This is a genomic window from Pseudomonas sp. NPDC078416 (assembly GCF_050268485.1).
Classification (GTDB): domain Bacteria; phylum Pseudomonadota; class Gammaproteobacteria; order Pseudomonadales; family Pseudomonadaceae; genus Aquipseudomonas.
This window is the reverse complement of sequence record NZ_JBNNGV010000017.1, coordinates 61,298-82,735: the sequence shown is the minus strand read 5'-3', so window position 1 is coordinate 82,735 and position 21,438 is coordinate 61,298. Positions and strand designations below refer to the sequence as shown.

Here is a 21,438-nt window from a genome sequence, read left to right as displayed (position 1 = left end):
GCTTTTTTTGCAGCGCGTGCGGTCAACACATCACGCATGAATTCGTACAGGTAGAAGGAAGCAATATGACAGCGCGCAGGGCATTACTGATTCTTCACGGCAAGCAGGCGCTCAACGAGGATGTCCGCGAGGCGGTGGAGCGCAAGCGCAAACATGGCTGGGAACTGGACGTGCGCGTGACCTGGGAAGCGGGCGATGCCCAACGCCTGGTACGCGAGGGTCTGGAGGCCGGGCATCGGCAGATCATCGCCGGTGGCGGCGATGGCACGCTGCGGGATGTGGCGGAGGCGCTGGCGCTGTCTGAAGTCGACGCCAGCCTGGTGATCATGCCGCTGGGTACCGCCAACGATTTCGCCCGTTCAGCGGGCGTACCGCTGGAACCCGATCAGGCCCTTGACCTGCTGGACGTCCCGGCGCGCCCGGTCGACATGGGGGCTGTGGGCGGGCAGATGTTCCTCAACATGGCCACCGGCGGATTTGGCAGCCAGGTTACCGCCAACACTTCAGAAGACTTGAAAAAGATCCTCGGCGGTGCGGCCTACCTGTTCACCGGCCTGACGCGCTTCAGCGAGTTGAAAGCGGCTTACGGCGAATTCACCGGCCCGGACTTTCACTGGAAGGGCGAGATGCTGGCGTTGGGGATCGGCAACGGTCGTCAGGCGGGCGGCGGCCATCCGTTGTGCCCGGAAGCCCTGGCCGATGACGGCCTGCTGGACATCAGTATTCTGCCAGCGCCCCAGGAGGTAGTGAGCACGCTGAAGAGTCTGCTCGAAGGCGGTCTGGGCCTCGACAATATGTTTGTCCGCGCGCGGCTGCCTTGGGTCGAGCTCAAGTCGGCGCAGGGGCTGAATATCAACCTCGACGGCGAACCGTTGAGCGGCGAAGCAACCCGTTTCGAAGCGCGGGCAGGCGCGTTGCGCGTGCACCTGCCGTCGCATTCGCCGTTGCTGGGACAGACGCGACAGTTGGCCTGAGCCTCGACAACCGTCAGATGGGCCGCGATCGCGCGCTCATCTGACGTCCTCAGTCATCCAGGCTGATGATTCGCTCTCTTACACAGAACAGCACAAGCCCCGGCACGTCGTAGATGTGCAGCCGTTTCATGATCTGCGCGCGATGGGTTTCCACCGTTTTGACACTCAGGCCAAGGCCGGCGGCGATTTCACGCGTGGAAGTGCCCCTGACCACCAGCCGCAGGATCTCCAGCTGCCGCGCGGTGAGGTTATGACCCTCGGCGACTTCGGCAGGCGCCGTCTGGCTACCGACCAACGCCTGGCTGATGACCGTGTGAGCGATGGCCGGGCTCAGGTAGCGTGCGCCATCGCGCAGTGCGTTCAGCGCGTGCTCGATCTCGCTGGCGGTTGCATCCTTGAGGAGGTAACCGTGGGCGCCGCACGCCAGCGCGCGCATGATCAGACGCGGTTCGGTGTGCATCGACAGGATCAGCACCTTGCTGTGGGGCAGCGTCTGACGCAGGCGTTGCAAAGCGTCCAGCCCGTCGCTATCGCCCATGGAGATGTCGAGCAGAATGATGTCGGGTTCCAGCTGCAGGCTCATTTCCAGCAACTGATGGCCATTGCTGGCCTCGCCGATGACGGCGTAACCCGGGATGTCCGACACCAGCGCGCGGACGCCGGCGCGGATCAGCGCGTGATCATCCACCAGCAGTACGTTGCAGACACTCACGGCTTGCTGCCTTCAGCGCGTCCGCGGACACGCGGCGCCCACGGAAACAGCGCCTGAATGCAGGTGCCTTGCCCGGGCTCGCTGGCGACGTTCAACTCACCGCCCAACAGGCTGACGCGCTCCGCCATGCCCGCCATACCGCGCTGCCCTTGACCGGCGGGGCTCAGCGCCGGAGCGAATCCTTGACCATCATCGCGAATGCTCAGCGACAACCCTTCCGGCCGGCGCTGCAGTTGCACGCGCAGGTTTTGCGCCTGGGCGTGGCGCAGCATATTGGTCACGGCTTCCTGAGTAATGCGGAATGCCGCCACGGCGATCTCTTCGGGAATACCGTCCAGGCGCTGCTGGCATTCCAGGCTCCACTGCACGGAAGTGGCCGACAGCGTGCGCAGCAAATGCGCGCGCAGGCTGGCTTCCAGTCCCAGGCTGGTGAGCTGTCGGGGATTGAGAATGGCGGATACGTCGCGAACCTTCGCCAGGGTTTCATCGAGGGTGTTGATGAGCATCGTGCACTGTGCGTGCAACTCTTGCGGGGCGCGGCGCTGAAGCCAGTCGCTTTGCATTTTTGCTGCCGTGAGCATCTGGCCGATGTCATCGTGCAGTTCGCGGCTCAGACGATGACGCTCGGTTTCCTGGACCTGCAGCATGTGATCGGCCAGTTCCTTGGGCCGGAACTGAATGGTCCGGTTCGGACGGGCCATGCTGTAGCAGAGGCCTGCAAACGCCAGCCCGTTGATAATTGCCAGCGCCAGCGCCAGCGGCAGAGCGCCGCCCGCCAGGTACGCGATCACATTGCATCCCGTGGTCACCAGGCACACCAAGGCTACCCAGCGAACGGTGCTGCCGGGGTTCATTCGCTGAACGCCAGGGAATTTGCTGCTGCCATGCATAGCGAATGAAGCCATCGATAATGGATGTCTACACCTGACGGATCTGCCAGGCCATTTGAAAGGGCACTGCGAAAACACAATGCTGAACTTCCTCTGTAGGGGTGCAACGTGTCCGAACGGCTAATCGAATGGACAGAAGAAAGTGCTGCTTCAAGCGTCCCTTCGAGCGCGCCGATAGTACATTAATTGCCGGCGTTATTAAGGGCTGAGGTTGAAACCCGACTGACGTCAATAACCAGGCCGATTGTCCGTTCGGTTAGCTTTCAAGGCCGGAACACGAGTGTGTTCCAGGTCAACGAGCAGGCATTCATCGCGCTTCACTGTGATCGGCGTACGCGGGTGCGAGGACGTCGCACTGCCCGGCACTGACCGACCAGCCCGGCTTTACGGCGACGTTGTGCTCCCGTTTGCTGACTCCGCACTGGCAGGCGAATGCGTCCAGCAAACCGCACTGCTCGCTGTCGTCCAGCGCCAGCGATCCGGTGTGGGGGTCGATGAGCTCAAGCTGCCAGGCCAGCAGCTCGAAGCAGCGCTTGAGCCCGTGCAATGCCTCTGGCTGCAATTGGCCGGCCGCGTTGGCGAAGTACAGGAGATAACGCAGATGGCGGGCGAAACCAGCCACGGTTTCAACGCCGTGTGTGTCTGCCTTGCCGGCAAGTTGTTGCAATGTGGTGAGCAGACATTCCATCGCGTCACGATCATCGCTGATCAATTCAAGATGACTGAGGCATTCATCGGCGCGGCACATGAGCGTCTGGGTATCGGTGAGAAACTCTGCGTGCAACTGCTGCCATTCATTGCCGTTCAGCATGTGCAATCTCCACTCTTCTCAAATGGCGACGTCAGGTCGCGTGGGGCGAGTGGCCCAAAGTTAATGTTGAAGGCACTGGAAAGTCTGTAGGGCGTTTCTGATTGTTGCGAATGGTCGGGCAGGGCGGCGTGATCGGCATGAACGCGTAAGACGATCATCTGCCCACAGGGCTCGCGAGGTCGGGCCGTTGCAAGGGGGCCGGCCGGTAGGGGGGAAACGTCCGCGAGCGCAACCGCATGCCTGACTCCATTCAATGACGGGAAGGGCGTCACAGTAATGGCTATTGCAAAGGTCGAATATCGGGTTCGCCCCGAGTGCCCTTAGGGGTTACCCCTACTCGCGGCGGCGTGCTTGAGCAGGTTTTCATCGGGCCGCGCGTCTGAAAGCCACGCCGTTCGCCGGTCTGCCCGCGCTCAGGTCTGTCGACAGGTCTTGTGTGATGTTAATGTGATATCAAATGCGCAATGCCCGTTTCTACCACGATTAAGCCTGATCAAGCCCGATTAAGGTCTGTCGCGGGGCTGCCGATACAGGGTAGGCGGACTTACTTGAACCCTGCTCCAGGAGCAACAGATGGCTGGCATTCTCGACACAGTAGACCAACGTACACAGCTGGTAGGTGAGAACCGCCTGGAAATCCTCATGTTCCGCCTGGCTGGCCGACAGTTGTTCGCGATCAACGTATTCAAGGTTCAGGAAGTCCTGCAACTGCCCAAGCTGACGCTGATGCCCCAGCGTCATCCGTTCGTGTGCGGCGTGGTCAATCTGCGCGGCCAGACCCTGCCGGTCATCGACCTGTCCCAGGCGATCGGCATGCGTCCGCTGGTGCCGGGGCCTTCGAGCACGATCATCGTGACCGAATACAACCGCTCGGTTCAGGCGTTTCTGGTGGGCGGCGTCGACCGCATCGTCAACATGAACTGGGAGGCGATCCTGCCGCCGCCGACCAGCGCCGGACGTCAGCATTACCTGACCGCCATCAGCAAGGTCGATGACCAGTTGGTGGAGATCATCGACGTGGAGAAGGTCCTCGCCGAAATCGTGCCGTACAGCGCCAAGGTCTCCCGCGACAAGCTGGACGATCCGGTCCTCGCCCGGGCCATTGGCCGCGAAGTACTGCTGGTGGACGATTCCAACGTGGCGCTCTCGCAGTTGCGTGACACCCTCGGCCAGCTTGGCGTGAAGATGCACGTTGCCCGTGACGGGTTGAAAGCCCTGAACCTGCTCAAGAGCTGGGCGGACACCGGCGAGGTCATGACGGACAAGCTGCTGATGGTCTTCACCGACGCCGAGATGCCGGAAATGGACGGCTACCGCCTGACCACGGAAATCCGTAACGATCCTCGTCTGCGCGGTCTTTACGTCGTGCTGCACACCTCGCTGTCCGGCAGCTTCAACGAGTCCATGGTCAAGAAGGTCGGCTGCGATAACTTCCTCTCCAAATTCCAGCCGGACAAGCTGGTCGACGTGGTCCGCGAGCGGCTCATGCTCGACAACTGATCCGGTTCTGTTTCAAGCCCCTTGCTGTATGGAGGGGCTTTTTTGCATCTGTACCGCTTGGTTTTCCGGCGTCTCGTATAGAGTGTGGCTTTCCGCTCTGGCATAAGGACGCGTACATGTTTCACCTCAGCGCACTGTATCGGTACCCCCTCAAATCCTGCATGGCCGAGTCGTTGCAGCAGGCCAGTTTCGATGAGTTGGGCATGAGCGGCGATCGACGCTGGATGCTGGTGGACGAAGCCAGTGGGCGGTTTTACAGCCAGCGCGCGCTGCCGCAGATGTCACAGCTGTCGGTGTTGTGGAAGGGTGACGGCGTAACGCTGTCGGCCCCGGGCCTGGGCAGTCTGGATGTGCCAGTGCCGGTCGATGAAGAAGCCAATCTGCGCGGCATCACGATCTGGCGCGACAGTTTCCGGGTGCCGGATGCGGGCGAGGAAGCGGCGCACTGGGTCAGCGCCCTGGTGGGCAAGCCGACGCGGCTGGTGCATGTGCCGAAAGCGCGCGCTCGCGGGTTGCCTTCCGGTTTCGGGGCAATGGAAGACAGGGTCGGGTTTGCTGACGGGTTCCCGCTGTTGTTGATCGGCCAGTCGTCGCTGGACGACTTATCCCGGAAGGTGGGCCGCCCGCTGGAGATGCTGCGGTTTCGCCCGAATCTGGTGGTGTCCGGCGCCGAGGCATTTGCGGAGGATGGCTGGAAGCGGATTCGGATTGGCGGTGTTGAATTGCGGGTGTTGAAGCCCTGCTCGCGGTGCATTCTGACGACGATCGATCCGGCAACCGGTGAACGCAGCGCGGATCGCGAACCGATGACCACGCTGAAGACGTATCGGGAGCGGGAAGGGGAGATCTGGTTTGGCCAGAATCTGGTCAGTGATGGGCCAGGGGTGGTCGAGGTCGGGATGGAGGTTGAAGTACTGGAGTAGTTGAGCGCTTGCTCGTACGCCTTCCCGGCTAAAGCCGGTCCTATGGGGAATACGCAATTTCACCGTAGGAGCCGGCTTGCTGGCGAATGCGGTTGAACATTCACTGCTGCAGCGCCTGACCCAACGCGTTCGCCAGCAAGCCGGCTCCTACAGATTTACATGCAGCCCAAACTCGGGGTTTAGCGCCTACTCATTGTGGGAGCGCGCTTGCCCGCGAATGCGCCGGCTCAGACAACACTGCCGTTGCTGACCCCCGCGTTCGCCAGCAAGCCGGCTCCTACGGGTTCATCTGGCCCCGATGGCCAGTGCAATCGGGCTGGCAACCCCAGCCCGACTCCCGTCTTTTACAAATCATCAAAGAACCGTTCATGCCAGTCCACCAGCGGCTGCGGTGAGTTGAGCTTCTGGCCGTAGATAACCGCATACGACAGCACGTTCTGCACGTACTGACGGGTCTCGTCGAACGGAATGCTCTCGACCCAGACGTCGAAGGCCAGGTGATTGGCGCCCCTCAGCCACTGACGTACGCGCCCCGGGCCTGCGTTATACGCTGCCGAAGCAAGCACCCGGTTGCCATTGAACTGCGCATGGACCTGGCTCAGGTACGCGGCGCCGAGCTGGATGTTCTTGTCCGGATCAAGCACCTGCGCCGGCGATGCCAGAGGAATGCTGAATTTGCGTGCGGTCTCTTTCGCGGTGGCGGGCATCAGTTGCATCAAGCCTGCAGCGCCGACGCCGGAGCGGGCGTCGTCCATGAACGCGCTTTCCTGTCGGGTGATCGCAAACACCCAGCTCGAATGCAACCCGCGGAATTGCGCTTCACGCACCAGGGTGTCGCGGTGGGCCATCGGGAAACGGATGTCGAGGTCGTCCCAATATTGCGCCTGGCTGATGGTGCGGATGGCCGGGAAGTACCAGTGCATGTCGTACGCCAGCCTGGCCTGAGCAACCATTTCGTCCCGGCTGAAGCGACGGGTGACGTGGTACCACTCGCGGCGACCGTCGACGATCTGCCCGCGATCATAGAACTCCAGTGCCCGGCGCACGCCCGGGGTGTTGCGCACCTTGTTCATGAGCGCCTGGCTCAGCACCAGCGGCTTGTTGTTGAGCATGTACGGCGTCTGCGTGCGGTCAGCGGCGAGGAAACCGTAGAAATCACGCTCCTTCGCCACCGCTTTGTACAGCCCCGGCAGCAACGGGCTGTTGGGCTGGGCCAGTTCCAGCGAGCGGGCCTGCCAGTAACGCCAGCGGTTCGTGGTCGCCAGGTCCTGGGGCAGGCGACGGGTCAGCTCGTACGCGTCACTCCAGCGACCCAGTCGCAGCAACAGGCGCAGGCGCCATTCGGTGACGGTGTTGTCGCGCAGGTCCGGATCGTACTTGGTCATGACCTCAAGGGCGCGACCGTCGTAACTGCGAGCCAGCGTCAGGCCGATTTCCTTGGCGATCTGAACCTGTTCTTCGTGGGAGAAATGCAGCACCGGCGCGTAACTGTCGAGCAGTTCCATCGCCCGCTGCGGGTCCTGCTTGGCGAGACGACGCAGGCCCAGTCCGACCACATCGGACATGGCCTCGTCGGCCGGCATGAACTGGCCCTGGTTGTTGACCATTTCCGGCTTCTGCGCCACGGCGATCAGCAAACGGCCCTGGGGCGCGAGGGTGGTCATGCTGTTGACCAGTTGATTGGCCAGCGCGTAGTTGCGCACCTGCGCGGCGAGCTTGGCGCGCTGCCAGCGTTTTTGCTCGGTCAACTGACCTTCGACGGCCCACTGGGTGAAAAACGTATCGCAGGCCGCCGGCAGCGTCTTGCCGGTCATCCAGGTCTTCTCGGCGTTGGCATAGCCTTCCGCGCGCTGGTTGTGGCTGAGCTGATACGACCCATACAGGCAGTCGAGCTCGACGAAATTCAGCTTGGGGTCGTAATACTTGACGAAGGGCTGCCAGTCACCGCGCGAAGCCAGCAGTCGCAGCCAGCGCAGTTTCATGTAGTTCGCCTGAGGCAGGTCGCCATGCTCGGCGAAGAATTTCTCGACTTCCTCGTCACTCGCGCTGTTCAGGCGGGCGGTGAGTTCGTCATAAGCCAGGTACGGCTCCAGGGGATAATCCGCCAGCGCGGCGGCATAGGTGCGATAAGGGCCACCGTCGCCTTTGGCCAACGCCCGCTTGGATTCATCGTAATACTGGCGTTGGGTGGTGAGATCGACTGCGTGGACGGACTGGGCAGCGGTGGCCGACAGAAGCAGGCAGGACAAAAGGCTGAAGAAACGACTGCGCATGAGACTTCCGTGCAGATGCATCGTGAAAAGTGCGGCTAGCTTAGCCTGTTGCCCGCGCGGGTTGAAGCGCTGCCTTGCCCGTCGTGATAGATGGAAACAAACCCCGGCTTGGGATCGGCCGACTACCGGGTCCGGACGACGTCCTGTCATCGATTAGCCGCCCCTCTGCCGGGTTATCTCAGGTAGAATGCGCGCCCGGTTTTTGGAGAAGCTCATGACCCTGCTCAAATTCAGCGATGTGTCCCTTGCGTTCGGCGCCATGCCGTTGTTGGACAAGGTGTCTTGGCAGATCGCCCGTGGTGAGCGGGTCTGCATCATCGGCCGCAACGGCACTGGCAAATCCAGCATGTTGAAGCTCGTCAAGGGCATTCAGATGCCCGACGACGGCAATGTCTGGCGCGCGCCGGGCCTCAAGATCGGCGAGCTGCCCCAGGAGTTGCCGGTCGCTGACGGCCGTACTGTGTTCGACGTCGTTGCCGAAGGCCTGGATGGCGTGGGCGAGCTGCTTGCTCAGTACCACCACTTGAGCCAGAACATCGTCACCGCCGAAGACCTCGACAAGCTGATGCACGTGCAGTCGGACCTCGAGGCCCGTGACGGCTGGCGCCTGCAGCAGTTGGTGGACAGCACCCTCAGCCGTCTGCAACTGCCGGCCGACAAGACCCTCGCCGAACTGTCCGGTGGCTGGCGTCGTCGCGTGTTGCTGGCCCAGGCGCTGGTGTCCGAGCCTGATCTGCTGATGCTCGACGAACCGACCAACCACCTCGACATCGGCGCCATCGCCTGGCTCGAAGAAGCCTTGAAGGAATTCCAGGGCGCGGTGTTGTTCATCACCCACGACCGGTCATTCCTGCAAAACCTCGCGACCCGCATTCTCGAACTCGACCGTGGCGGCCTGATCGACTGGGACGGCGACTACGCCAGCTTCCTGGTGCACAAGGAAGCCATGCTCGCGGCGGAAGAAACCGCCAACGCGCTGTTCGACAAACGTCTGGCCCAGGAAGAAGTGTGGATTCGTCAGGGCATCAAGGCCCGTCGTACCCGTAACGAAGGCCGTGTGCGTGCTCTGAAGGCATTGCGCGTCGAGCGCAGCGACCGTCGCGAACGCACCGGCAAGGCCAACATCCAGCTCGACACGGCAGACAAATCCGGCAAGCAGGTGATGGTGCTCGACAACGTCAGCTTCGCTCACCCGGGCGGGCCGATGCTGATCAAGGACTTTTCCATGGTCCTGCAGCGCGAAGACCGTATCGGTTTGCTCGGCGCCAACGGTACCGGCAAGACCACGCTGCTCAAGCTGATGCTCGATAACCTCCAGCCCACCAGCGGCAAGGTGGAAGTCGGTACCCGTCTGGACGTTGCCTACTTCGACCAGTTGCGTCACCAGCTCGATCTGGAAAAGACCGTTATCGATAACGTGGCCGAAGGCCGCGACTTCATCGACATCGACGGCCAGAGCCGCCACGTCCTCAGCTACCTGGGCGACTTCCTGTTCAGCCCGCAGCGGGCACGCACACCGGTCAAGGCATTGTCGGGTGGTGAGCGCGCGCGTCTGCTGCTCGCCAAACTGTTCAGCAAGCCGGCCAACCTGCTGGTCCTCGACGAACCGACCAACGATCTGGACGTCGAGACCCTCGAACTCCTTGAAGAGGTCCTGTTGACCTTCAAGGGCACCGTGCTGATGGTCAGCCACGACCGGGCATTCCTCGACAACGTCGTCACCAGCACCCTGGTGTTCGAAGGCGAGGGCAAGGTCCGCGAATTCGTCGGTGGCTATCAGGACTGGATTCGTCAGGGCGGCTCGCCGCGTCTGCTGGGCGTCACCGACAGCAAGTCCGGCAAGTCCGAACTGGCCACTGCCGTGGTTCAGGCAGCACCCGTCGCAGCGGCAGAAATGCCGGTCGCGAAAAAGAAGCTCAGCTATAAACTGCAGCGCGAGCTGGAAGCATTGCCCGCCCAAATTGACGCTGTAGAAGCGCAAATGGCTGCGCTCAGTGCCGAGATGGCCGAGGCCGGTTTCTATCAGCGTCCTGCGGAGCAAACCACTGCCGTCATGGCGCAGCTGGAAAGCCTGCAAGGCGAACTGGACGGGCTGCTTGAGCGTTGGGCCGAGCTGGACGAGTGATCGGGCACCTGCGGCAATAAAAAAGCCCGGTCCTTTTTCAAGGGCCGGGCTTTTGTTTGCAGGCCTGGATCAGTCCGCGCGCTTGACCAGTCGGACGGCCAGCACGTCGCACGGTGCGCCGTGCAGAACGTCATTGGCGGTCGAGCCGAGCAGCAAAGAGAGACCGTGACGGCCGTGGCTACCCACCACGATCAGGTCGACGTGGTGTTCCTTCGCCAGGTTGTGAATTTCCTGACGTGGCTGGCCGTAGGTCAGATGGCTGTCGCCGGTTTTCACGTCGGGGTATTTCAGTTTCAGCTTTTCCAGTTTTTCCTTGGCCTGATCGAACTGCTGTTGCTGCAGCTGCGAGAGGTCCATCGGAACATCGCCACCGAAAGCCATGGCCATGGGTTCGACGATGTGCACCAGCGAAAGCTTGGAGTGGCCGGCCAACGCCAGCGCCATGGCTTTTTTGATGACTGGATCGCACTCTTCAGTGAGGTCCACGGCTACCAGGATATGTTCATAGGACATGGGGTGTTCCTTCCGAGGTTTGCGATGGTTTTGATTATGGCTCTTTTCACGCGCCTCTGGCACGCCGATGTGATCCACCCGCCGCTTGCCGCCGCGGGGGGCGTACAAATATGACGGTGTGGATCATCCTGTCAATCATTGCGGTGGTTTTAAGTCCGCTTGTCTGGCTGCGCCCCTCGCGGTCGCAGAGCGGCAGAATGGCCATGCGCATGCAGGCCCGGCGAATGGGGCTGGCCATGCAGCTGATTCCTCAGGAGTGGCCGCATTGGCTGCCTACCGAGCCACCGAGCCCGTGCCCGCAGTATCACCGGCCACGTAGCGCGCGGGCGCCCGATGTCTGGGTGTACTGGCAGATGGAACCGGGGGTGTGGGTTAACCAGTGGCGCGAGCCGTGCGAAGATCCGCGCCTGCTCGAGCAGTTCAAGACGCTGCCGGCAGACGTCTACAAAGTGGACGCGGGCAAGCAGCTGATTGCCGTGTACTGGGCCGAGCGTGGCGAGCCTGAAGTACTGCAGCACATTGCGGCAGTGCTGAAGGCCCTGGCGTAACCGGTCCCCATGCCCGAATCGCGGGCATTAAAAAGCCCGATAACAACATCGGGCCGGGGTTGGCCAGGCAGGCCGTAATTCAGGTGCCGCGCGGTGCAATGCCGCGACGGGATCAATCGCGCCAGTCTGACGGCGGTCTAACGACCCGTCTTGATGCGCAGTGCGCTGAATGTAGACCTTAATGGTGCATTTGTCTGCTGCCGCACTGTTTATTTCTTCCTTCGTTCTGAATCGGTGTTTCGCCGCTACGGTCGACCCTCGTCAGTCTCAACCCCCTGTGATCATTGCCCTGAATGAGCCCGCATCAGGCGCACGTTTTACCTGCGATTTGCCGGTTTTGCCCGCTGTCTGACGAATTGACAATTGCTGGAATATGGCAGAAGGTAGCCGCACCCAAATCAAACGGGCGTATGAATTGAGCGTTTGCCGTAGGAATGCTCTGACAGACGCTCGAATCGCGTCGACGGGGTGACTGGCGTTTGGTGTTTCGCCTCGACGGCAACGTCGTGCAGAGCGCCGGATATCAGCGTCTGATGCGTATTGTTCAGCTTCCATATCGTGGAGATCAGTTGATGATTTACGAAGGTAAAGCCATCACGGTTAAGGCTCTTGAAAGTGGCATCGTCGAACTGCAGTTCGACCTCAAGGGTGAGTCCGTCAACAAGTTCAATCGTCTCACCCTCAACGACCTCAGTCAGGCCATCGAAGCCATCAAGGCCGACAGCTCGATCAAGGGCGTCATCGTCACCAGCGGCAAGGACGTGTTCATCGTCGGCGCCGACATCACCGAATTCGTCGATAACTTCAAGCTGCCGGACGCTGAACTCGTCGCCGGCAACCTCGAAGCCAACAAAATCTTCAGCGCCTTCGAAGACCTCAACGTACCGACCCTCGCTGCCATCAACGGCATCGCGCTGGGTGGCGGTCTGGAAATGTGCCTGGCTGCTGACTTCCGCGTGATGTCCGCCACCGCCAAGGTCGGCCTGCCTGAAGTCAAACTCGGCATCTACCCGGGCTTCGGCGGCACCGTCCGCCTGCCGCGCCTGATCGGTGTCGATAACGCCGTTGAGTGGATCGCGTCCGGCAAAGACAACAGCGCTGAAGATGCACTGAAAGTGGGCGCTGTCGACGCAGTGGTTGCACCGGGCAAACTGCAGGAAGCCGCACTGGACCTGATCAAGCGCGCCATCTCCGGCGAGTTCGATTTCAAGGCCAAGCGTCAGCCCAAGCTGGACAAGCTCAAGCTCAACGCCATCGAGCAGATGATGGCTTTCGAAACCGCCAAGGGCTTCGTGGCAGGCCAGGCCGGCCCGAACTACCCGGCGCCTGTTGAAGCCATCAAAACCATTCAGAAAGCCGCCAATTTCGGTCGCGACAAAGCGCTGGAAGTGGAAGCGGCCGGTTTCGTGAAGATGGCCAAGACCTCGGCCGCCGCGAGCCTGATCGGTCTGTTCCTGAACGATCAGGAGCTGAAGAAGAAAGCCAAGGTCTACGACGAAGTGGCCAAGGACGTGAAGCAGGCCGCCGTACTGGGCGCCGGCATCATGGGTGGCGGCATCGCCTATCAGTCGGCTGTCAAAGGCACGCCGATCCTGATGAAGGACATCCGTGAAGAAGCCATCGCGCTGGGCTTGGGCGAAGCGTCGAAGCTGTTGGGCAAGCGCGTCGAAAAAGGCCGGTTGACCACCGCGAAGATGGCTGAAGCGCTCAATGCGATTCGTCCTACGCTGTCCTACGGCGACTTTGGCACCGTCGACCTCGTCGTCGAAGCCGTGGTCGAGAACCCGAAGGTCAAACAGGCCGTACTGGCCGAAGTGGAAGGGCAGGTGGGTGAAAACACCATTCTCGCTTCCAACACCTCGACGATCTCCATCAGCTTGCTGGCCAAGGCCCTCAAGCGTCCGGAAAACTTCGTCGGCATGCACTTCTTCAACCCGGTGCACATGATGCCGCTGGTTGAAGTCATCCGTGGCGAGAAGTCCAGTGAAGTCGCCGTGGCGACCACCGTGGCCTATGCCAAGAAGATGGGCAAGAACCCGATCGTGGTCAACGACTGCCCGGGCTTCCTGGTCAACCGCATCCTGTTCCCGTACTTCGGCGGTTTCGCCAAGCTGGTCAGCGCCGGTGTCGACTTCGTGCGCATCGACAAGGTCATGGAAAAATTCGGCTGGCCAATGGGCCCGGCGTACCTGATGGACGTGGTCGGCATCGACACCGGCCACCACGGTCGCGACGTCATGGCTGAAGGCTTCCCGGACCGCATGAAGGACGATCGCCGCACCGCCGTCGACGCCCTGTACGACGCCAACCGCCTGGGCCAGAAGAACGGCAAGGGCTTCTACGTCTACGAGACCGACAAGCAGGGCAAGCCGAAGAAAGTGGTCGACGCTTCCGTGCTGGAAGTGCTCAAGCCAGTGATCTACGAGCAGCGTGAAGTCAGCGACGAGGACATTATCAACTGGATGATGATCCCGCTGTGCCTCGAGACCGTGCGTTGCCTGGAAGACGGCATCGTCGACACGGCGGCCGAGGCCGACATGGGCCTGATCTACGGCATCGGCTTCCCTCCGTTCCGTGGCGGCGCGCTGCGCTACATCGACTCGATCGGTGTCGCTGAATTCGTGGCCCTGGCTGACCGATACGCTGATCTGGGCGCTCTGTACCACCCCACTGCGAAGCTGCGTGAAATGGCCAAGACCGGCCAACGCTTCTTCGGCTAAGTGCCCAACGAACAGGTGAAGATATGAGCTTGAATCCGAGAGACGTCGTGATTGTCGACTTCGGTCGCACACCGATGGGCCGCTCCAAGGGTGGCATGCACCGTAATACCCGCGCCGAAGACATGTCGGCGCACCTGATCAGCAAACTGCTTGAGCGCAACAACAAGGTCGACCCGGCGGAAGTCGAGGACGTGATCTGGGGCTGCGTCAACCAGACCCTGGAGCAGGGCTGGAACATCGCGCGCATGGCGTCGCTGATGACCCAGATTCCGCACACCTCCGCTGCGCAGACGGTCAGCCGCCTGTGCGGATCGTCGATGAGCGCGTTGCACACGGCGGCTCAGGCGATCATGAGCAACAACGGTGATGTCTTCGTCATCGGCGGTGTCGAGCACATGGGCCACGTCGGCATGATGCACGGTGTCGACCCGAACCCGCACATGTCGCTGTACGCCGCCAAAGCCTCCGGCATGATGGGCCTGACCGCCGAAATGCTGGGCAAGATGCACGGCATCACCCGGGAAGCGCAGGATGCGTTCGGCGTGCGCTCCCACAGGCTCGCTCAGAAGGCCACGCTGGAAGGGAAGTTCAAGGACGAAATCATCCCGATGCAGGGCTATGACGAGAACGGTTTCCTGAAGATGTTCGATTTCGACGAGACCATTCGTCCGGAGACGACGCTGGAAAGCCTGGCCGCCCTCAAGCCTGCGTTCAATCCGAAAGGCGGTACGGTCACGGCCGGCACCTCGTCGCAGATCACCGACGGTGCTTCGTGCATGATCGTCATGTCCGGCCAGCGCGCCATGGACCTCGGCATCCAGCCCCTGGCGGTGATCCGCTCAATGGCGGTGGCCGGCGTCGACCCTGCAATCATGGGTTACGGACCGGTTCCGGCGACCCAGAAAGCGCTCAAGCGCGCAGGTCTGAGCATCGCCGATATCGACTACTTCGAGCTCAACGAAGCTTTCGCTGCACAGGCCCTGCCGGTGCTGAAAGATTTGAAAGTACTCGACAAGATGGACGAGAAGGTTAACCTGCACGGCGGCGCCATTGCCTTGGGTCACCCGTTCGGTTGCTCGGGGGCGCGGATTTCCGGCACCTTGCTCAACGTGATGAAGCAGAATGGCGGCACCCTGGGTGTTGCCACCATGTGCATCGGTCTGGGTCAGGGCATCACCACCGTATTCGAACGCGTCTAAACGGTGTCAGTGTGCGAGCCGGGGCCTGGTGCCCCGGCTTTTGTTTTTTTCCGGAAATGTATTTTCGCCACTTTTTTTCTTGTCACACCCGAGGTCCCCCGCATGCCGCTACAGCCAGGTCTCTACCGTCACTACAAAGGGCCCGAATACCGTGTTATCGGTGTCGCGCGGCATTCGGAGACCGAAGAAGAAGTGGTGTGCTATCAAGCGCTGTACGGCGAATACGGCCTGTGGGTACGCCCTTTGAGCATGTTTCTGCAGTCAGTTGAGGTTGACGGCGAGCAAGTGCCGCGCTTTGCTTTGGTTCAGGCCGAACCGGATCTTTTTCCCCGGCCCTGAGGCAGGACCTGGCAGCAGCATTGCTTGACCTCACCTTTCAGCCACTATATATAGCGGGGCCTCGACGGCTTCGACGTCTTTTTTCTCGCATTAGGAATTTTCCGATCCATGGGCAAATCGCTGGTCATTGTGGAATCCCCGGCTAAGGCCAAGACCATCAACAAGTACCTGGGCAACCAGTACGTGGTGAAGTCGAGTATCGGCCATATCCGAGACCTGCCCACCAGCGGTTCGGCTAGCGCCTCCAAAGAGCCTGCTGCCAAGCGCGGCAAGGCCGTGGCCGAAGCGCCCGTGCTGTCACCCAAGGAAAAGGCCAAGCGCCAGCTCGTGGCGCGGATGGGTGTTGATCCGGAGCACGGCTGGAAGGCCAAGTACGAAATCCTTCCCGGCAAAGAGAAGGTGATCGACGAGTTGCGCCGCCTGGCCAAAGACGCCGACACCATCTATCTCGCGACGGACTTGGACCGCGAAGGGGAAGCCATTGCCTGGCACCTGCGCGAAGCCATCGGCGGCGACGATGCGCGCTACAAGCGTGTGGTCTTCAACGAGATCACCAAGAAAGCCATCCAAGAAGCCTTCTCCAAGCCGGGCGAGCTCGACATCGACCGCGTGAATGCCCAGCAGGCCCGCCGTTTCCTCGACCGCGTCGTCGGTTACATGGTGTCGCCGCTGCTGTGGCAGAAGATCGCCCGCGGTCTGTCGGCCGGCCGTGTTCAGTCCGTGGCGGTCAAGCTGGTGGTGGAACGCGAGCGTGAAATCCGTGCGTTCAACCCGGAAGAGTACTGGGAGATCCACGCGGACCTCGGCACCGCCAAAGGCGCCAACGTCCGCTTCGAAGTCGCCCGCGAAAAAGGCGAAGCCTTCAAGCCGCTGAACGAAGCGACTGCCATGGCGGCCCTGGAGAAGCTCAAGGCCTCGGCCTACAGCATCAGCAAGCGTGAAGACAAACCGACCAGCAGCAAGCCGTCGGCGCCCTTCATCACGTCCACGCTGCAACAGGCCGCGAGCAACCGCCTGGGCTATGGCGTGAAGAAAACCATGATGATGGCCCAGCGTCTGTACGAAGCCGGTTACATCACCTACATGCGTACGGACTCGACTAACCTGTCGGCTGACGCCGTGGCCATGGCCCGCACCTACATCGAAACCGAGTTCGGCAAGAAGTACCTGCCGGAATCGCCGATCGTTTACAGCAGCAAAGAAGGCGCGCAAGAGGCTCACGAAGCGATTCGCCCCTCCGATGTCAACACGCACCCAAGCAAGCTGACCGGCATGGAGCGTGACGCCGAGCGTCTGTACGAGCTGATCTGGCGCCAGTTCGTGGCCTGTCAGATGCCGCCTGCGCAATACCTGTCGACCACCGTCAGCGTCGCGGCGGGCGATTTCGAGCTGCGCGCCAAGGGCCGCATCCTCAAGTTCGACGGCTACACCCGCGTGCTGCCGCAAATGAGCAAGCCGGGCGATGACGACGTATTGCCGGACATGGCCCAGGGCGACAAGCTGAAGCTGATCAAGCTTGATCCAAGCCAGCATTTCACCAAGCCGCCTGCGCGTTATTCGGAAGCGAGCCTGGTCAAGGAAATGGAAAAACGCGGTATCGGCCGTCCATCGACCTATGCGGCGATCATTTCGACGATTCAGGACCGTGGTTACGTGGCCCTGCACAACCGTCGTTTCTATTCCGAAAAGATGGGCGATATCGTCACCGAGCGTTTGTCCGAAAGCTTCTCGAACCTGATGGACTACGGCTTTACCGCCGGCATGGAAGAAAACCTCGACGACGTGGCCCACGGGCAGCGCGACTGGAAAAACGTCCTCGACGAGTTCTACGGTGACTTCAAGAAGAAACTCGAAGTGGCCGAAGCACCTGACAGCGGCATGCGCGCCAACCAGCCGGTGATGACTGACATCCCGTGCAAGGTCTGCGGCCGCCCAATGCAGATTCGTACTGCGTCCACCGGCGTTTTCCTCGGCTGCTCGGGCTACAGCCTGCCACCGAAAGAGCGCTGCAAGGCTACGGTCAACCTCACGCCGGGCGACGAAATCGCCGACGACGATGAGGGTGAGTCCGAATCCCGCGTACTGCGTGGCAAGCACCGTTGCCCGATCTGCAGCACCGCAATGGATGCTTACCTGCTGGATGAGAAGCACAAGTTGCACATCTGCGGCAACAACCCGGACTGCTCGGGTTACGAGATCGAAGAGGGCACTTACCGCATCAAGGGCTACGAAGGCCCGAGCGTGGAGTGCGACAAGTGTGGCGGTGAAATGCAGCTCAAGACCGGCCGTTTCGGCAAGTTCTTCGGCTGCACCAACTGCAAGAACACCCGCAAGCTGCTGAAAAGCGGTGAAGCGGCGCCGCCGAAGATGGACCCGGTGAAGATGCCGGAGCTCAAGTGCGAGAAGGTCGACGACACCTACATCCTGCGCGATGGCGCTTCGGGGTTGTTCCTGGCGGCCAGCCAGTTCCCGAAGAACCGCGAGACCCGTGCGCCTTTGGTCATGGAGATTGCGCCGCACAAGGACGAGATCGATCCGAAGTACCACTTCCTGTGTGAAGCGCCGAAGAAGGACCCCGACGGTCGTCCTGCGGTGATCCGCTACAGCCGCAAGTCCAAGGAGCAATACGTGCAGACCGAAGTGGACGGCAAGCCGACCGGCTGGCGTGCGTTCTACGACGGCGGCAAGTGGAAGGTCGAGGACAAGCGTTGATCGTTTGAGCTCGATCCGACTGGTCAGGCCCGACACTTTGCGTTAAAAGAATCCCTCGGCGTGCTCATGCGCTCCGAGGGATTTTTTTGTCTGCGGTTGACCGCCCGTAGGCACGCTGCGATTCACTCATCTCTACAGAGGCCGTCGTCATGGCTCACGAACTCTATACCCGCACCAACCAGAAGCTCTTCTTTGCAGGTCTCGCGCTGGAAGCGATGGCGAAGGCCAGGGACAGCCGCGCGATGAATGCCCAGGGGCTTGAGCAGGCGGAACGTGAGTCGGCGATCTTTCATCTCTATGGCGCGTTGCTCGGGCTGTGCCACGAGATTGCCGGCTACTACCGGCTGCCACAGGCGAGCACCTCGCGTGCCGAGGACCTGCTCTCGCCGAAAGTATTGGAAGCTATCGCTATTCCGGAAATGGGCGAACTGGTCGAGCTCGCCCAGCACCGCGAAACCTGGTTGGCGCAGCTGCTGGCGTCCTACCACGCGTTGTTCATGCCCCCGCGTGCGCCGCGCAAGCCCAAGGGCGACGTCACTCAGCCGCTGATCATCGCAGTGGGAGCGGAGGAAGAGCCTGAGCAGGCGTTGACGCGCGACGAAATGGAAAGCTGGCGTCAGCAGCTCAAGGGCCTGGCCATCCGCTTCAGAGAAGGTCTGAGCGAGTGCTGATGCGGAATGATCGATGGGCTAGGGACTGAGTCATCTGGCTGTTACAATGCCCGCCTTTCGTGGAGAACTGCCCTGATGCCAACTTCGTTTCTGGAAATTGTTGAACTGCCTGACGGCCGCATCGAATTGCGCCGCGCCGAAGATGAAGGATCGCTTGTGACCCTGAATTTTTCGGAAGACGCCAAGGCGTTCTTGCAGGGTCAGCATGTTGAAGTCGCCAAGGCGATGCTCAGCGTCGGTGTGCAGATGGCAGGCCGTCTGGCTGAAGGCGAGTTGACCAAGGATGAGGAAGGGCCACGCGTGCTGCATTGATTCTCGGGATCTGCAGCTCGCTCACACGCCGTCCCGCTTCTCGATTCGCAAGAAGCGTCTAAACGCTCTAAATACACTAATAGTTCTGCCGACGTGCTCAGCCCAGACGAATGTTGAGGCTCTGCGCATCGCCGATACGTGCTGCGCTGGCCAGTTGCTGGCGCGCACCGCCTGAGATTGGATTAATCCAGCTGACCACCGTATGGCTGCGACCCAGGCGCAAGACCTCACGGGTCAATTCCAGAGCGCTTTGAGTCCCGCGCGGGTGCATCAGAATAATACGTTCCCGGTTCAGACCGGCGTCACGCAGCCACGCCTGGGTCACACTGGCGGGAGGCGCTACCAGGGTCAGCCAGCGATCATTGGTGTCCTGGCTCAACTCGCGCAGGATCGGCGCCAGGAGGTTGAGGCAGTTCCCGGCAGCGCCGCGCAAAGACAATTCACTAAAGACTTCCGGTTCGTTGCTCCAGGGCGACTCGGCCATCTCTGCCAGCGTCGGGACCTGCAACAACGGAACGTCGAGCATTGGCACGCCGGGCACCATGAATGCTTCGAACAGGGGTAGTTGTGCATGTTGTTGCGGTGTCTGTGGGAGCTGCATCTACGTTCTCCTTATCGACGTATCACGCCGACGCTCAAGCCTTCAATGACGAGATCCTGATCTTTGAGATTCACTTCGATCGGTGCGAAGTCGGCGTTCTCGGCCAGCAGCCAGACCTTGTTGCCCTCACGCTTGAAGCGTTTCACCGTGACCTCGTCACCGATTCGCGCCACGACGATCTGGCCGTTGCGTGCTTCGCGGGTGGTGTGCACGGCCAGCAGGTCGCCGTCGAGAATGCCGACGTCTTTCATGCTCATGCCGTGGACGCGCAGCAGGTAATCTGCACTCGGGTGGAAGAAGGCCGGGTTGATGGCGAGGGATTCTTCGATGTGCTGCTGGGCCAGGATCGGCGCACCCGCTGCGACGCGGCCAATGATCGGCAGGCCACTGTCATCGGGTTTGGCTTCGAAGCCGGGGATACGAATGCCGCGGGAAGCGCCCGGGGTCATTTCGATGGCGCCTTTGCGGGCGAGGGCTTTAAGGTGTTCTTCGGCAGCATTGGGCGATTTGAAGCCCAGCTCCTGAGCGATTTCCGCGCGGGTCGGCGGGTAGCCGTTGTCTTCGAGGCAGCGCTTGATGAAGTCCAGAATCTCGGCTTGGCGTGACGTCAGTTTGATCATGTGCATCGCTCTGGCTTTTTATACAGTGACTGGGATTATATACAGTGCTTGGGTCTTGGCAATGGTCCTTTTTGCCACGCCTGCCCCCGGACCCCTTCATGAGCGCCTACAGGCCCCGGTTTGTATGGTTAAATGCCCGTGACTGCATGGACAGAAAGCGGACGCTCAGGGTTGACAGTGCGGTGTATGAAACGTATGTTTCAAACACGTGTTTGTCAGGCGTTGAACCATGGCTCAGTCGGAAACAGTTGAACGAATTCTCGATGCAGCGGAGCAGCTATTTGCCGAGAAGGGTTTTGCCGAAACTTCGTTGCGGCTGATCACCAGCAAGGCGTCGGTCAATCTTGCAGCGGTGAACTACCACTTCGGTTCAAAGAAAGCCCTTATCCAGGCAGTATTCTCCCGCTTTCTCGGGCCTTTCTGCGTCAGCCTCGACCGCGAGCTGGAACGCCGCCAGGCCAAGCCTGAAAACAAACCCACCCTTGAAGAGCTGCTCGAAATCCTCGTCGAGCAGGCGTTGGTCGTCCAGCCGCGCAGCAACAATGACCTGTCCATTTTCATGCGCCTGCTGGGCCTTGCGTTCAGCCAGAGCCAGGGCCACCTGAGGCGCTATCTTGAGGACATGTACGGTAAGGTGTTCCGTCGCTACATGCTGCTGGTCAACGAGGCGGCGCCGCGCATTCCCCCCATCGAACTGTTCTGGCGGGTCCACTTCATGCTGGGCGCTGCGGCTTTCAGCATGTCCGGTATCAAGGCACTGCGTGCCATCGCGGAGACCGATTTCGGCGTCAATACGTCCATCGAGCAGGTGATGCGCCTGATGGTGCCGTTCCTGGCGGCCGGCATGCGCGCCGAAACGGGTGTCACCGACAGCGCCATGCTCACCGCGCAACTTCGGCCCAGGACCAAAACCTCGGCACCGGTGCCTGCCAAGGGCTGAAACGCGCCACCGGCTGGCGGTGGCGTAATTTGCATCACATCCTTCGATCCCTCAC

The 21,438-nt window shown here is 61.1% G+C and carries 19 protein-coding genes; 12 read left to right on the top strand and 7 right to left on the bottom strand.

What is annotated here, in order from left to right:
* Positions 1 to 65 precede the first annotated feature (65 nt).
* Positions 66 to 974, top strand: a complete 909-nt coding sequence (gene yegS / locus ACQKEN_RS16085; protein WP_427686921.1) for a lipid kinase YegS — start codon at positions 66 to 68, stop codon at positions 972 to 974.
* Positions 975 to 1,023: 49 nt separating this feature from the next.
* Here yegS and ACQKEN_RS16080 read toward each other — a convergent pair whose 3' ends face one another.
* The 3 genes from ACQKEN_RS16080 to ACQKEN_RS16070 all read right to left on the bottom strand — a co-directional run bounded on the left by ACQKEN_RS16080 (position 1,024) and on the right by ACQKEN_RS16070 (position 3,387).
* The gene (locus ACQKEN_RS16080) at positions 1,024 to 1,686 is read right to left on the bottom strand and encodes a response regulator (RefSeq protein WP_427686919.1); all 663 of its coding nucleotides are present in this window, start codon (positions 1,684 to 1,686) and stop codon (positions 1,024 to 1,026) included.
* Positions 1,683 to 2,540 carry a sensor histidine kinase gene (locus tag ACQKEN_RS16075; RefSeq protein ID WP_427686917.1) on the bottom strand — a complete coding sequence of 286 codons (858 nt, stop codon included), beginning with the start codon at positions 2,538 to 2,540 and terminating at the stop codon, positions 1,683 to 1,685. The genes ACQKEN_RS16080 and ACQKEN_RS16075 overlap by 4 nt, the downstream gene beginning before the upstream one ends.
* Before the next feature lie 343 nt (positions 2,541 to 2,883).
* Positions 2,884 to 3,387 (bottom strand): hypothetical protein, encoded by a 504-nt coding sequence (locus ACQKEN_RS16070; RefSeq protein ID WP_427686915.1) that lies wholly within the window; start codon positions 3,385 to 3,387, stop codon positions 2,884 to 2,886.
* 573 nt (positions 3,388 to 3,960) lie between these two features.
* Here ACQKEN_RS16070 and ACQKEN_RS16065 point away from each other — a divergent pair.
* The gene (locus tag ACQKEN_RS16065) at positions 3,961 to 4,887 is read left to right on the top strand and encodes a chemotaxis protein CheV (RefSeq protein WP_237251305.1); all 927 of its coding nucleotides are present in this window, start codon (positions 3,961 to 3,963) and stop codon (positions 4,885 to 4,887) included.
* Between the two features lie 116 nt (positions 4,888 to 5,003).
* Positions 5,004 to 5,810: an MOSC domain-containing protein gene (locus tag ACQKEN_RS16060; RefSeq protein ID WP_427686913.1), complete on the top strand. Its 807-nt coding sequence runs from the start codon at positions 5,004 to 5,006 to the stop codon at positions 5,808 to 5,810.
* A gap of 344 nt (positions 5,811 to 6,154) precedes the next feature.
* On the opposite strand, the gene ACQKEN_RS16055 is transcribed toward ACQKEN_RS16060, so the two are convergent.
* A complete protein-coding gene (locus ACQKEN_RS16055) occupies positions 6,155 to 8,083 on the bottom strand; it encodes a transglycosylase SLT domain-containing protein (protein ID WP_427686911.1) in 1,929 nt (642 codons plus the stop codon).
* A gap of 214 nt (positions 8,084 to 8,297) precedes the next feature.
* Between ACQKEN_RS16055 and ACQKEN_RS16050 the strand changes: the two genes are divergently transcribed.
* Positions 8,298 to 10,208 carry an ATP-binding cassette domain-containing protein gene (locus ACQKEN_RS16050; RefSeq protein WP_122534495.1) on the top strand — a complete coding sequence of 637 codons (1,911 nt, stop codon included), beginning with the start codon at positions 8,298 to 8,300 and terminating at the stop codon, positions 10,206 to 10,208.
* Between the two features lie 69 nt (positions 10,209 to 10,277).
* Here ACQKEN_RS16050 and ACQKEN_RS16045 read toward each other — a convergent pair whose 3' ends face one another.
* A complete protein-coding gene (locus tag ACQKEN_RS16045) occupies positions 10,278 to 10,721 on the bottom strand; it encodes a universal stress protein (protein ID WP_427686909.1) in 444 nt (147 codons plus the stop codon).
* A gap of 110 nt (positions 10,722 to 10,831) precedes the next feature.
* On the opposite strand from ACQKEN_RS16045, the gene ACQKEN_RS16040 reads away from it, so the two are divergent.
* The 7 genes from ACQKEN_RS16040 to ACQKEN_RS16010 all read left to right on the top strand — a co-directional run bounded on the left by ACQKEN_RS16040 (position 10,832) and on the right by ACQKEN_RS16010 (position 19,222).
* Positions 10,832 to 11,269, top strand: a complete 438-nt coding sequence (locus ACQKEN_RS16040) for a hypothetical protein (protein WP_427686908.1) — start codon at positions 10,832 to 10,834, stop codon at positions 11,267 to 11,269.
* 572 nt (positions 11,270 to 11,841) lie between these two features.
* Positions 11,842 to 13,989, top strand: coding sequence for a fatty acid oxidation complex subunit alpha FadB (gene fadB, locus ACQKEN_RS16035; protein ID WP_427686906.1), 2,148 nt, complete (start codon positions 11,842 to 11,844; stop codon positions 13,987 to 13,989).
* A 23-nt stretch (positions 13,990 to 14,012) separates the two neighbouring features.
* Positions 14,013 to 15,188 carry an acetyl-CoA C-acyltransferase FadA gene (gene fadA / locus ACQKEN_RS16030; protein WP_122534498.1) on the top strand — a complete coding sequence of 392 codons (1,176 nt, stop codon included), beginning with the start codon at positions 14,013 to 14,015 and terminating at the stop codon, positions 15,186 to 15,188.
* Between the two features lie 102 nt (positions 15,189 to 15,290).
* A complete protein-coding gene (locus tag ACQKEN_RS16025; RefSeq protein WP_065988576.1) occupies positions 15,291 to 15,527 on the top strand; it encodes a DUF1653 domain-containing protein in 237 nt (78 codons plus the stop codon).
* 108 nt (positions 15,528 to 15,635) lie between these two features.
* Entirely contained in the window at positions 15,636 to 18,239 is a 2,604-nt protein-coding gene (gene topA / locus ACQKEN_RS16020) for a type I DNA topoisomerase (protein ID WP_122625378.1), read from the top strand.
* A gap of 149 nt (positions 18,240 to 18,388) precedes the next feature.
* Entirely contained in the window at positions 18,389 to 18,910 is a 522-nt protein-coding gene (locus tag ACQKEN_RS16015; protein ID WP_427686903.1) for a DUF6586 family protein, read from the top strand.
* Positions 18,911 to 18,985: 75 nt separating this feature from the next.
* Entirely contained in the window at positions 18,986 to 19,222 is a 237-nt protein-coding gene (locus ACQKEN_RS16010; protein ID WP_037011193.1) for a hypothetical protein, read from the top strand.
* Positions 19,223 to 19,319: 97 nt separating this feature from the next.
* Here ACQKEN_RS16010 and sulA read toward each other — a convergent pair whose 3' ends face one another.
* Complete coding sequence (sulA, locus tag ACQKEN_RS16005) at positions 19,320 to 19,823, bottom strand: SOS-induced cell division inhibitor SulA (protein ID WP_427686900.1); 504 nt, start codon at positions 19,821 to 19,823, stop codon at positions 19,320 to 19,322.
* Between the two features lie 11 nt (positions 19,824 to 19,834).
* The gene (gene lexA, locus ACQKEN_RS16000) at positions 19,835 to 20,443 is read right to left on the bottom strand and encodes a transcriptional repressor LexA (RefSeq protein ID WP_065988571.1); all 609 of its coding nucleotides are present in this window, start codon (positions 20,441 to 20,443) and stop codon (positions 19,835 to 19,837) included.
* A gap of 229 nt (positions 20,444 to 20,672) precedes the next feature.
* Here lexA and ACQKEN_RS15995 point away from each other — a divergent pair, with 229 nt between their 5' ends.
* The gene (locus ACQKEN_RS15995) at positions 20,673 to 21,383 is read left to right on the top strand and encodes a TetR family transcriptional regulator (protein ID WP_427686898.1); all 711 of its coding nucleotides are present in this window, start codon (positions 20,673 to 20,675) and stop codon (positions 21,381 to 21,383) included.
* The last annotated feature ends 55 nt before the right edge of the window (positions 21,384 to 21,438 follow it).